Consider the following 11,696-nt stretch of genomic DNA (forward strand, 5'->3'; position numbering starts at 1 on the left):
GCCGTTCTAAACGGCAGTGATTGGAAAAAATAACGTCTCGACTATTTCCCGTCGATGCGTTATTTTTGAAATTCAACCCAAGTTTAGGATTTAAATACGAGAGGATATAACAACATTTCTATTCAGTCTTATCATCTCGTACACAAAGTCACTGTAATAGCATTACAAAGAAAATGAAGTATGTTTAGACTTTGTCTACAATCTAAGCGATTATCCCACTAGGGATAATCGTTCTTTTCAATTACATGATAATAATCAACCCGAGCAAAATCACAGTCACACTCAAGTGAATCCATTTATGCAACATTAAAATAGCAACGTATTCACGGACGAAGGCGGTGGGTAAATAATAGGGTGCTGTGTGGGCACCGATACCGCCACTGTCGAGATGGGCACGCTTGGCAAAGATGCCGGCACGAAACGTATGGTAGTTATTCGTTACGAAAATACTGCTGTACGTATCTTTGAGACCATCCATGATTTTTTTTTGAAAAGCGCATGTTTTCAGCTGTGGTGGTGGATTTGTCCTCTAGTAATAAATGCTGTTCAGGAACACCTTTACTTAATAAATAGTTTTTCATCGCAAAGGCCTCTGCGACAATTTCATCAGCACCTTGCCCCCCTGATAAAATAATCCGCGGGGCGGTCGTCCGATGTTTTTGTTTTAAATAAAAACTCAGCGCGCGATTTAAGCGACTCGCTAACAAGGGTGTTACTTTATCCCCATTCAATCCACAACCGAGGACAATGATAAAATCCTGATTGAGACGAGGGCGATTAAGTTGATATAAGGCGGCTGAGATAACACAGTTTACAAAAATAAAGATGTAATAACCAACGATGACAATAAAAACAAGATAGACTTTTTTGATAAATTCAAACTGTAAAAAGCCGTCTGTAAATGTCAGGCTAACAAAGAGACAGAGAACTATTCCGAAAGCCAATGATAAAATATTAGGAAGGGTACGTCCTTCTTTCTTAATGACGACAAGGCCATTAAGAATAAGAGCAAGACCGATTAAAATCACAAACAGACGTCCGACGAGGTAACCGTAATAAAGCGCATCACCGTTAATGTCATCTTCAACCCACATGACGAGAAACCCTAACAATAAAATGAATAGTCCGATTGTTAAAAATAACGAGTTGCTGACACGGCGATTATCGATTGCATTGAATAAAAAGAAAAAAACTAATAAAGAGTAGTCCTGGAATGAGGAAATAAAACAAAAGCGTCACCTACCAATCTATGAGTGTATAACTTGTGGATATGTTTTCTCTCTTTATTATACAATAGCATTGGCAGATAAAGAAATTACAAATACAGTGCTTCATGATAGAATAGTAAAGAGAACCTTATTAAAGGAGAGATAGCGATGAATCCAAAAGCAATCATCTTTTTCGATTTAGATGGCACTTTATTAACAGGTCCGAACCAAATCGCGCCGAGTTCCTTAGCTGCGATTGAACGTTTACGTCGCAATGGCTATTTGCCAGTAATTGCAACCGGACGTGCGACGCATGAAATTGAAGGTGTCCTGCAACAAACAGGTATCGATTCGATTGTGTCGATGAACGGGCAATATGTTGTCAGTCAGGGCAATTCAATCTACACTAACCCCTTTCATCAAACAGACATCGAGGCGCTCAAAGTCGCGGCTCAGCAAAAGAACTATAATTTAACCTATTACAGTGACAGTGAAATCACGGCAGAAAAAAGCGATGATCATTGGACACGTGTTAATTATGAATCGTTACATAGTTCGTATCCACAATGTCATCCGCAGTTGTATTTAACAAAGGAGATCTATCTCATAATGCTCTTGAGTGAGCATGCAGATGCGGCCTTTGAAGCACAGTTTCCACAACTAACGTTTTTAAGAAATACGCCCCACGGCTATGACGTTGTTCCCAACGGTTCATCAAAAGCTGTCGGTATTGAAGCGTTTATCAAAAAACAACAGTATGAGAACATTCCAACCTATGCGTTCGGTGATGGCATTAACGATTTAGAAATGTTCAACTATGTTGATACCGCAGTAGCAATGGGCAATGCGGTTGAGCCATTAATAGCAGCTGCGGATTATGTGACCGCTGATTTTAAAGCAGATGGCATCATGAAAGCTTTAATCCATTTCGGTTTAATTGAGGAGGAAAAAGAATGTACGAACTAATTGCATTGGATTTAGATGAAACGTTATTAAATAATAAGGGTGAGTTATCCACAGGGAACCGTGACGCCCTAATTGAGGCGCAACTAGCAGGCAAAACAGTCGTGTTGGCATCGGGGCGTCCGTATGAAGGAATCACTGCTTTGGCAAAAGAATTACAATTAGAACAACATGGCGGCTATATTTCAGCGTATAATGGTGGTTATGTGTATAACTGTAAAACAAAAGAACCCCTCTTTGCCAAAATGATTCCAGTTGAACTAGCGCAACAAATGACAGCTGAAGCGGTTAAACGCGACCTTGATATTTTAACGTATAGCGAGGGCTCAATTTTAACGCGTCGTCAGAATGAGTGGGCAACGTATGAAGGCCAACTCGTGTCGATGCCTGTGATTGAAACGGCGACAATGAGTGAAGCCATTACACAACCGGTTAATAAGATGATGTTTTTAGCTGCAGAAGAAGATTTAGATGTGGTGGAACCGTTGATTAAGGCGGTTTTTTCGGAGAGCTTGCAAATTGTCCGTTCGAAACCATTCTTTTTAGAATGTACGATGAAGGGGATTACGAAAGCCTCTAGCTTAGACGTGCTTGCTAAATCACTTGGCTTAACCGCTGAAAATGTGATTGCTTGTGGTGATAGTAACAATGATGAGAGTATGATTATTTATGCCGGATTAGGTGTAGCGATGGCCAATGCTAATGCGAATATTAAGAGCCATTCCCAGTACGAAGCACCGAGCAATGAGGACGATGGTGTCGCAGCTGTTGTACGTAAATTTATGTTAAAACCGTAATTAGAGAAAAGAGGAAAAGAAAAATGTTAACATTTGAACAGAAAGAAGCGATTCTAGATCGTTATGCTGAACTAACGAAACAACCCGTATCATTAAAACGGGTGAACTACCACTATAAAGCGAGTGAACAAGCAAAAACAATGGTGGTTCGTCACTTACATCCTAATGGCAACATTTGGATATATGCTCCTTTTTTAACAATGGATGAGACGGATGAGAAAGGCTATGTCAATGGACGTGACTTTAGTAAAACCCAATTGATTGAAGCCATTGAAGCGGCAATTGATGAGTTGCAAAAAGATGAATCAGGCTTTAAGGCTGATTATAAAGAAACGTGGGAAAATACCCGCCTACACCAAACGTTGATTTTGGCACATGAAAAAGATATGTGGCAAGTGTTAACCGATGATGGCAAGGTCGAAATGGCTTTTTATGCGAAATCAGCAGCTGAAAGTTATTTAGATGACGAAGGTTTCTTCCGAACAGATAAATAACTATCCACAGCTTATACCACTAACGTGGATAAGTTAGTATCGAAAAAAGTTATCCACATGTGGGTAACTTTTTTGTTTGATTTACTTTTTGATGGTCTATCGTTATAATAACTAAAACACTAAAAAGGGGAGCGGAACAATGATAACGAAGAGTAGCATACAACAACGCGTGGCTGCAGCAACGAAAACAGTTATTGCTGATTTAGTAATTAAAAACGGACAGGTCTTTAATGTCTTTGATGGCACATGGCTGCAACAAGATATTGCAATTGCGAATGAAACAATTATTGGATTCGGTCACTATGAAGCGCAAGAAACAATTGATGCAACAGGGAAATACATCGTGCCTGGTTTTATTGATTCCCATGTTCATATTGAAAGTTCAAATGTGACGCCACAGGAAATGGGCCGTATTTTGTTACAAAACGGAGTGACTTCAATTGTGACTGATCCGCATGAAATTGCCAATGTCGCCGGTGTTAAAGGCATTGAATTCATGATTAAAGATGGTGAAAAAAGCAAGTTAGACACGTATTTTATGCTCCCTTCTTCAGTGCCGGCTGTTTCCTTTGAACATGCCGGTGCTATTTTAAAAGCATCCGATTTAAAACCGCTTTATCGCGAACAATCAGTGATTGGTTTGGCTGAGGTAATGGATTACCCCGCGGTTTTTGGAGCGGCATCCGATATGATTGAAAAAGTGACCGATGCGCTCGACGCAGGAGGTCATGCCGATGGACATGGCGCTGGTTTGACTCCTGAGCAGGTCAATGTATATATGGCAGCAGGCATTCGTACCGACCACGAAAGTACAACAGTGGAGGAAGCTCGGGCCCGTTTACAAGCAGGGATGTATGTTTTTATTCGTGAAGGCACGATTACACGTGATACCTTAAATGTAATTGATGCGGTCACACCCCAAAATGCACGCCGCTTTTCTTTTTGTACCGATGATAAGTTAATTAACGACCTCATTGATGAAGGCTCAATTAACTACTCGATAAAGTTAGCGATTGAAACGGGGATCACACCTGAGATTGCCTATCAAATGGCATCGCTGAACGCGGCGGAAGCACATCAATTACAGCATATTGGAGCGATTGCTGCCGGTTATCAGGCGGACTTAGTCATATTAGATAATCCAAAAACAGTGGCGATTAATCGTGTTATTAAACGCGGACAAGCGGTTGTCGTAAACGGAACACGTCAAGAAGATTACTTTGTGCATGAACCGTCAGCATTCGAGTCACCGGCCATTGTTCATAATGTCACAGCAACTGATTTGAAATTACCGTTGCAGAACGGAGCGGTTCATGTGATTGAGATACAGCCGAATCATGTTGAGACCAATCATCTAGAGTTACAGGTGACACCTCAAAATGGTCAGTTTGAAGCCGATTTAACACAGGATATCGTTAAAATGGTTGTTGTTGAACGTCATCAGGGAACAGGTTGTGTCGGTATTGGACTTGTAAAAGGTTTCGAATTAAAGGCGGGTGCCTTTGCCACAACCGTCGCGCATGATTCACATAATATTGTGGCAGTCGGCACATCTGACGAGGCAATATTAAAAGCAATTGAGCAGGTGACAACGATTAAAGGTGGTGTGGCAATGATTGATGCGAATTTAAACGTCATTGCGCAAATGCCATTGCCAATCGCGGGATTATTGTCAGACCAACCTTATGAGCGTGTCAATGAACAGCTACAGGCCCTGCAAGCCGGTTTTGAAACATTGAGCACAGCGCGAGGCTTTGATCCTGTTTTGACGTTATCATTTTTAACCTTACCAGTCATACCATCCCTGAAACTGACTGATCAAGGCTATTATGATTTTCATCAAGAACAGTTTATTGCGGTTGAGAAAAAAGGGTAAGCAAAAAGCGCCTTCCATTTTGGAAGGCGCTTTTAATATTAACGAGGTGTATCATCGTATAAATCAGTCTCGATTCGTAAAACTTTGAAGATGTATTGAACGAGCACTTTTAAGACAGAATAACCAGGGATTGCTAGTAAAATACCAACAATACCAAACAGATGACCTGCGATTAAGATAGAGAATAAAATAGTTAAAGGATGAGCGTCTAATGAACGTCCCATAATTTGCGGTGTAACAAACTTTCCTTCAAGAAACTGTACACAGCTCCAAACAATTACGAGTTTTAATAGCATCGCCGGTGACGTTATTAAAGCTAAAATTAAGGCCGGTGAAATCGCGATAATTGGTCCTAAATAAGGGACGATGCTAGTAGCCCCTGCTAAGACAGCCAAGGTTAAACTGTTAGGCATGCCGATAATTAAATAGCCAATATAAAACAGGATAGCAAGCACAAGCGCAACAAAGAGTTGACCACGAATGTAATGACTAACTTTTGAATTCATATCGCGTAACATTTGCGCTAACATTGGCCGTGCTTTTGTCGGGAAAGGTTTCACTAAAGCGGGCAATAACTTTTTATCGGCATCTTTTAACATGTAAAACAAGACGAGTGGTATTGTGACAATTGTTAAAACAACGGTTGATAATGCACTGAAAAAAGATGTCGAACCTGCGAAAAAGTTTTTGGTCCATTCAATGCCGTTGGTAGATGCAAGGTTGCCGATGTTACTAATCATATCGTCAATTTGTGTTTTATAGCGTGAGAGTATCCCGGTACTTGTTAAGTCGTTTAATTTGTTCTCTAGTAAATTTATGTAGTCAGGAATATCGTCGAACAATTGGACGATTTGTGTTTTGACGACAGGTACAATCCAAAAACCGAGCAATACAAGAATTCCGATGGTCATTAGAAAAATAATCGTAGTCGATAACCAGCGTTTCACTTTGTGGTGTGAAAGGAATTTTACAATTGGATTAAGCACATAGTAAATCGCACCAGCGAATAAAATTGGGTAGAAGACTGTTTCAATTACGACTGCTAATGGATGAAAAATAAATGAAATCTGAGTCAATCCCATAATAACGAGAATTATCAACAGGCAAACAATAAGTGTAATGATGTATTTATTATTTAAAAATGCCTCGCGAAAGGATGTTTTTTGTGTAGGTTTCATAAGAACGCCTCCTGAATCTTTATAGTTTTAATATTCCCTTTCGTTATCTAGTATAAACGATTAAACAGAAAAAACTAAACCAAAACATTGTAAGCGTTTTTATTAAAAAAAGACTATTTTCCGACCGTAAATAGGAGTATACTAGTTTTAATTAACTGACAATTCAGACAAAAAGGAGCTGTTCTTATGAATAGAGTACAAACAGACCGAAAATTGACGATGATGGATTATGTGTACCGTGTATCAGCAGGTGTAGCGAATGCGGTGCTTGTCATGTTAGGAATCGGATTGTTGATCGAAACTATTGGAGGCTTTATCCATTGGCCGGCGTTTGCTGGGATTGGTACAATCGCTAAATCGTTATTAGCACCAGCATTTGGAGTGGCGATTGCCTATCAATTAAAAGGAAACACCTTGGTTGTCTTTAGTGCGATGGTTGCTGCAACTGTCGGCGGTGCGGCGGTTCAATTTGTTGATGGAGCGAATGCGGCGACTGGTGGTGTAGGTCTCGTTTTCGTCTCTGGTCAACCAATTTCAGCTGTGATTGCGGGTATTATTGCAGCAGTGGTAGGAATTTGGTTAACTGGAAAAACAATCTTAGATATGGTCTTTATTCCACTAGTTGCAGTCGTAGTCGGCGGAGTTGCTGGATTGGGACTTGCTGCCGTGACAACACCGCTGTTGGTCGATTTGAGTGCTTTTATGGCTCAATCTATCACCATTTCACCATTAATTGGTTCAAGTGTGATTGCGCTTGTTTGGAGCGTATTACTAATGACACCCGCGTCATCAGCCGCTTTAGCGATCGCAATTCAGCTCGATCCTGTGTCGTCAGCCGCTGCCTTAATCGGTTGTACTGCTCAGTTTGTTGGCTTTACAGTGATGTCTTTCCGTCAAAATGATCTAGGCGGTAACCTCGCGCAAGGATTGATTACGCCAAAAGTTCAGTTTCCTAATTTAGTGAAACATCCACAACTGGTAGCGGGTCCATTTTTAGCGGCGCTTATTTGTGCTCCGATTGCGACCATGTTATTCGGTTTTACAACAAGTTATGAGTTAGCGGGATTAGGACTCAATTCCTTGATTGCTCCGATTGCTATTTTTGGGAAGCAAGGTCAAAGTGATTTTATCATCTATGTAATCGTAGGAGTTATATTGCCGGCTATCATTACGTATAGTGTACATCGTATCATGCTAAAATGTGGTTGGGTAAAACCGAAGGATCTTTCGATGATTGTCATGTGAAACTTTCTTTACCAGAGATAAAAGTCCAATTTTGTAAGGATTATAACATATCCGAAACATGCATACACTAGTGTTTGAGTAGCTTTTAAGGTATGATAAACATAAGTCAATAAAAAGAAGGACGGAATAAGTGCATGTATGAAATTAAGAAATGGGCAGTAAGTAACATCAATGGTGGTTTTCCGCTAATTACAAAAGATATCTTCTATAACAAAGTACCGAAAGAAGAAGGTACGGTTGTAGAATTAATGAATGAAAAAAAACATTATGTCGCTACGGCGTTAATTGGTAAACAAAATAAAGGAATTGGTTGGGTCATCTCGACTGAACAAGGGCAAGCATTTGACTATGCATTCATCCTTATTAAAATACGTGAAGCGATTGAAAAACGCGATATGTTATTTAAATCAGAAGAAACAAATGCGTTTCGTTTGTTTAATGGTATCAGTGATGGTATTGGTGGTTTAACAATTGATTGGTATGACGGATTCGTGCTGTTTAACTGGTACAGTGAAGGTATCTTCTTACACTCAGATACGATTTACTCGGCCTTTGAAAAGGTTGTTTCTTTTAAAGGTATTTATGCGAAGAGTCGTTTTGGTGAACAAGGTAAATTTGTTGAGGATGATAACTTCATTAAAGGTGAAAAAGCGCCAGAGCCGTTAATCATTAAAGAGAGTAACATTAATTTTGCGACTTACTTAAATGATGGGGCGATGACTGGTATTTTCCTCGATCAACGCGATGTTCGTCGTTACATTATGGAAGAACTGTCAGCAGGTAAACGTGTGTTGAATACGTTCTCTTACACCGGTGCTTTTTCGGTTGCAGCAGCAATGGGTGGTGCTGTTCATACAACGAGTGTTGACGTTGCTAACCGTAGTCGTGCAAAAACAGCGGAACAATTCGAAGTGAATAACTTGGATCCGAAAGATCATAGTATCATTGTTGAAGATGTGTTTCACTATTTCAAATATGCCAACCGTAAGGAATTGGAATTTGACTTAGTGGTGCTTGATCCACCAAGCTTCGCAAAAACGAAGAAAGTGACATTTAGTGCCGCGAAAGATTACGGAAGTCTACTTGAGCAGGCGATTACTATCACCGCTAAAAAAGGTCATATTATTGCGTCGACAAACCATAGTGGTATTTCAATGGCTGATTTCAACCGCACAATTAAAGCGACCTTTGCTGCTCAAAATCGTCCGTATGAAATTGTGACAACGTTTGAACAACCAACTGATTTTGCCTCGCTAAGTAGTTTCCCAGAGAGCGCATACTTAAAAGTTGTTGTTATTAAAGCGTTAGCGTAGATAAACGAAAGAGGGTATTGAATATGACGGATCAAGTAGCGGTAAAAAAAAGTAACCTATAATGTTGCAGAGGAGATTGCTAATGCCATCACACATGGTATTGGCTTCCTATTAAGTATTCCTGCATTAGTCTGTTTAATTGTAGTGGCAGCATCAAGAGGAAGTGCGATTGAGGTTGTCAGTTTTACTATTTTTGGAATTTCGTTAATGACGTTATATTTTTGCTCAACGATGCTTCATAGTTTAAAACCATCTAAAACAAGGTATGTTTTTAACATTCTTGATCATGCCGCTATCTATTTATTAATAGCGGGAGGTTATACCCCTTATGCACTCATTAGTTTAGGTGGGGCGTTGGGATGGTCACTGTTTGGTGTCATCTGGGGGATGGCGTTATTAGGGATTGTTTATAAAGTGTTTTTCTTGGAAAAATTCCGTGTGGTGTCAACGATTGTTTATGTCATTATGGGATGGGGCATCGTTTTTGCGATGAAACCGCTCTACTATGCGATTACTGGTGATGGCATTATGTTGCTTATTATCGGTGGGCTTATTTTTACGATTGGTGCTGTGATATACAGTTTTCCAAAGTTGAAGTTTGGCCATGCAATTTGGCATCTGTTTGTGCTAGCTGGTACGGGGTTTATGTACTTCAGTGTTTTATTATATGTATAGAAAAAGCCTTTCTCATCTTTGTGAGAAAGGCTTTTTTATGGTGTCATGTTTTTGTCAACGTTTAGTTAAGGTTGCTGTGGTCACTCCTTTAATTCCGAGTAAAGTCAAGACAGTTAGTAATACACGTTGTGGCCCTAAATGTGAATCTGTTGGATCGAATGATTCGTTGGTGGAATGTTCGTCATAGGCTTTGCCGCCGCCTCCAATTGCAATTGCCGGAACGCCGATGCTAAGCGGTGCGTTGATATCGGTACTGGCAGGCTCTGACAATCTCGGCGTGAGTCCCAATGAGCGAGCAGCATTCATCGCTGCTAAGACGGGAATAGCTGTATCGGATTGTGATCCGGCGGGTCGATCACCTTTTAATTCAGACATTACGTTAATAGCAAAGGGAGAATCCGTCATTGACCAGTGTTCATTTTCTTCATCAACAGCCTGAGCAACAAGATTTGTTATTTGCGAGTGAAGTAATGTTAATGCATTTGCATCGATTGAACGCATATCAACGTATATCATCGCTTCTTCCGCGATGGCAGTTGGGATTGTTCCGCCGTTCATCACACCAACATTAAAAGTAGTTTTCGGATTTGTTGGTGGCGTTAAATTGGCGATATGTGTAATAGCTCGAGCTGCAGCATGGACAGCGCTTGGGCGTCCAAAATCACTATAACTATGACCACCGCTACCATTAAACGTATAGATATAGCGTAAACTACCAGTTGCACGATAAATAACTTCATTAGGTGCATCGATATCAACTGAGATAAAGGCGTCTACTTCCGGATGGGTTTTAAAGAAGTATTTAGCGCCTCTTAAATTACCGGGGCCTTCTTCACCTACTGTGGCACCAATCATTAATGAAGCATCTAACTCGATATTGAATTTGTTCAATACAGCAGCAATCGAAATGACCACCGCTAAACCTCTTGCGTCATCATAAATACCAGCGCCATAATACTTATTATTTTTATACGTAACGGTTACGTCAGTTTCAATCGCAAAAACACTATCTAAATGAGCTGCTAAAAAAAAGTGTGGGACGACCCGCTACATGATGATAGTAACCATAGACGTTCCCTTCGCTGTCAATTGTGAGATTATTAAGGCCGGCCTCGGTTAGTAATTTAATGAATAGCTTTCGGCGTTTATCTTCATTAAATGGTGGGCTAGCAGTTTCTGCTAGTTTAATTTGTTGTTTGATTATGTGTTCATTGCTGTTAATTAAGTGAGCTAACGCTTGTTTGACATTGTTGTCGCTAGTTAATGAGGTTAAAGTTTGTTGAATCGTTGTTTCTACTGAATTAATTGACATCTGGAGTCCCTCTTTTCTAATACTAATTATACAACAAATAAAATATAAAAAGAAAAACACAAATTATTAAGCTTAATTATTTGTTAATGTATGTTATTAAGCTGTGATTGAAGAGTGAATCGGAGCGAGTCGTGATTTTTTTAGTGAAACACAGAATAAGTTTAAAAAGAGAGGGGGGATCCTAACTAATCGTAATACTAATGATGTTGACAGAGTTGATGAAACATAGTATATTAATAAAGTTCTTAAGAAACACCTTCGTCTTTTTAGAAGTTGTGTGAAATAATAAGAATAAATATTTTTTAAAAAAAACGTTGACGAAAGTCAATAGATGTGCTATACTAAAGTAGTTGTCAGCGAGAGCCGATAACGATTGACCTTTGAAAACTGAACGAACAAAAAGATGTTATATGCTTAAACTCTTAGGAGTTTAACCAATTAATTTCGTAACGACAATAAGTAATAAATTTTTAGCTAGCGAACTAGTTAAGGATCATTTGACGGTTTAAACACCGTTACTTTTTAACGAGAGTTTGATCCTGGCTCAGGACGAACGCTGGCGGCGTGCCTAATACATGCAAGTCGAACGAACGGATAAGGAGCTTGCTCCTTTGAAGTTAGTGGCGGACGGGTGA

12 protein-coding genes and 1 rRNA gene are annotated in these 11,696 nt (G+C 39.8%); 8 read left to right on the forward strand and 5 right to left on the reverse strand.

What is annotated here, in order from left to right:
• Window positions 1-241 precede the first annotated feature (241 nt).
• Together BCAMP_RS13500 and BCAMP_RS06200 are read right to left on the reverse strand one after the other, a co-directional pair.
• On the reverse strand, window positions 242-478 hold the full coding sequence (locus BCAMP_RS13500; protein ID WP_156921167.1) for a YdcF family protein: 237 nt from the start codon (window positions 476-478) through the stop codon (window positions 242-244).
• Window positions 432-1,094 carry a YdcF family protein gene (locus BCAMP_RS06200; protein WP_084038616.1) on the reverse strand — a complete coding sequence of 221 codons (663 nt, stop codon included), beginning with the start codon at window positions 1,092-1,094 and terminating at the stop codon, window positions 432-434. The genes BCAMP_RS13500 and BCAMP_RS06200 overlap by 47 nt, the downstream gene beginning before the upstream one ends.
• 282 nt (window positions 1,095-1,376) lie before the next feature.
• On the opposite strand from BCAMP_RS06200, the gene BCAMP_RS06205 reads away from it, so the two are divergent.
• The 4 genes from BCAMP_RS06205 (at window position 1,377) to ade (ending at window position 5,338) form a co-directional block, all read left to right on the forward strand.
• Entirely contained in the window at window positions 1,377-2,174 is a 798-nt protein-coding gene (locus BCAMP_RS06205; RefSeq protein ID WP_035314522.1) for a Cof-type HAD-IIB family hydrolase, read from the forward strand.
• Complete coding sequence (locus BCAMP_RS06210) at window positions 2,162-2,968, forward strand: Cof-type HAD-IIB family hydrolase (RefSeq protein ID WP_035314524.1); 807 nt, start codon at window positions 2,162-2,164, stop codon at window positions 2,966-2,968. The genes BCAMP_RS06205 and BCAMP_RS06210 overlap by 13 nt, the downstream gene beginning before the upstream one ends.
• 23 nt (window positions 2,969-2,991) lie before the next feature.
• Window positions 2,992-3,462, forward strand: coding sequence for a hypothetical protein (locus BCAMP_RS06215; RefSeq protein WP_035314525.1), 471 nt, complete (start codon window positions 2,992-2,994; stop codon window positions 3,460-3,462).
• Between the two features lie 139 nt (window positions 3,463-3,601).
• On the forward strand, window positions 3,602-5,338 hold the full coding sequence (ade, locus tag BCAMP_RS06220) for an adenine deaminase (RefSeq protein ID WP_035314527.1): 1,737 nt from the start codon (window positions 3,602-3,604) through the stop codon (window positions 5,336-5,338).
• A 38-nt stretch (window positions 5,339-5,376) separates the two neighbouring features.
• Here ade and BCAMP_RS06225 read toward each other — a convergent pair whose 3' ends face one another.
• A complete protein-coding gene (locus BCAMP_RS06225; protein WP_035314529.1) occupies window positions 5,377-6,516 on the reverse strand; it encodes an AI-2E family transporter in 1,140 nt (379 codons plus the stop codon).
• A gap of 186 nt (window positions 6,517-6,702) precedes the next feature.
• Here BCAMP_RS06225 and BCAMP_RS06230 point away from each other — a divergent pair, with 186 nt between their 5' ends.
• The 3 genes from BCAMP_RS06230 (at window position 6,703) to trhA (ending at window position 9,749) form a co-directional block, all read left to right on the forward strand.
• A complete protein-coding gene (locus BCAMP_RS06230; RefSeq protein WP_035314530.1) occupies window positions 6,703-7,761 on the forward strand; it encodes a PTS transporter subunit IIC in 1,059 nt (352 codons plus the stop codon).
• Between the two features lie 134 nt (window positions 7,762-7,895).
• Window positions 7,896-9,074 carry a class I SAM-dependent rRNA methyltransferase gene (locus tag BCAMP_RS06235; protein ID WP_035314532.1) on the forward strand — a complete coding sequence of 393 codons (1,179 nt, stop codon included), beginning with the start codon at window positions 7,896-7,898 and terminating at the stop codon, window positions 9,072-9,074.
• 75 nt (window positions 9,075-9,149) lie between these two features.
• Window positions 9,150-9,749 carry a PAQR family membrane homeostasis protein TrhA gene (gene trhA, locus BCAMP_RS06240; RefSeq protein ID WP_035314534.1) on the forward strand — a complete coding sequence of 200 codons (600 nt, stop codon included), beginning with the start codon at window positions 9,150-9,152 and terminating at the stop codon, window positions 9,747-9,749.
• 54 nt (window positions 9,750-9,803) lie between these two features.
• Here trhA and BCAMP_RS06245 read toward each other — a convergent pair whose 3' ends face one another.
• Both BCAMP_RS06245 and BCAMP_RS12580 read right to left on the reverse strand, forming a co-directional pair.
• Complete coding sequence (locus BCAMP_RS06245) at window positions 9,804-10,745, reverse strand: M20/M25/M40 family metallo-hydrolase (RefSeq protein ID WP_084038618.1); 942 nt, start codon at window positions 10,743-10,745, stop codon at window positions 9,804-9,806.
• A 10-nt stretch (window positions 10,746-10,755) separates the two neighbouring features.
• Window positions 10,756-11,061, reverse strand: a complete 306-nt coding sequence (locus BCAMP_RS12580; protein ID WP_051456924.1) for a hypothetical protein — start codon at window positions 11,059-11,061, stop codon at window positions 10,756-10,758.
• A 521-nt stretch (window positions 11,062-11,582) separates the two neighbouring features.
• On the opposite strand from BCAMP_RS12580, the gene BCAMP_RS06250 reads away from it, so the two are divergent.
• Window positions 11,583-11,696 (forward strand): 16S ribosomal RNA (locus tag BCAMP_RS06250); the annotation flags it as partial.

Source organism: Brochothrix campestris FSL F6-1037 (assembly GCF_000525915.1).
Lineage (GTDB): Bacteria > Bacillota > Bacilli > Lactobacillales > Listeriaceae > Brochothrix > Brochothrix campestris.

What these genes read in the sequence shown, in the direction of transcription:
- BCAMP_RS12580 (WP_051456924.1), bottom strand. Translation starts at nt 11,061, where the DNA reads ATGTCAATTAATTCAGTAGAAACAACGATTCAACAAACTTTAACCTCA.
- ade (WP_035314527.1), top strand. Translation starts at nt 3,602, where the DNA reads ATGATAACGAAGAGTAGCATACAACAACGCGTGGCTGCAGCAACGAAA.
- BCAMP_RS06225 (WP_035314529.1), bottom strand. Translation starts at nt 6,516, where the DNA reads ATGAAACCTACACAAAAAACATCCTTTCGCGAGGCATTTTTAAATAAT.
- BCAMP_RS06205 (WP_035314522.1), top strand. Translation starts at nt 1,377, where the DNA reads ATGAATCCAAAAGCAATCATCTTTTTCGATTTAGATGGCACTTTATTA.
- BCAMP_RS13500 (WP_156921167.1), bottom strand. Translation starts at nt 478, where the DNA reads ATGGATGGTCTCAAAGATACGTACAGCAGTATTTTCGTAACGAATAAC.
- BCAMP_RS06230 (WP_035314530.1), top strand. Translation starts at nt 6,703, where the DNA reads ATGAATAGAGTACAAACAGACCGAAAATTGACGATGATGGATTATGTG.
- BCAMP_RS06215 (WP_035314525.1), top strand. Translation starts at nt 2,992, where the DNA reads ATGTTAACATTTGAACAGAAAGAAGCGATTCTAGATCGTTATGCTGAA.
- BCAMP_RS06235 (WP_035314532.1), top strand. Translation starts at nt 7,896, where the DNA reads ATGTATGAAATTAAGAAATGGGCAGTAAGTAACATCAATGGTGGTTTT.
- BCAMP_RS06200 (WP_084038616.1), bottom strand. Translation starts at nt 1,094, where the DNA reads ATGTGGGTTGAAGATGACATTAACGGTGATGCGCTTTATTACGGTTAC.
- BCAMP_RS06210 (WP_035314524.1), top strand. Translation starts at nt 2,162, where the DNA reads ATGTACGAACTAATTGCATTGGATTTAGATGAAACGTTATTAAATAAT.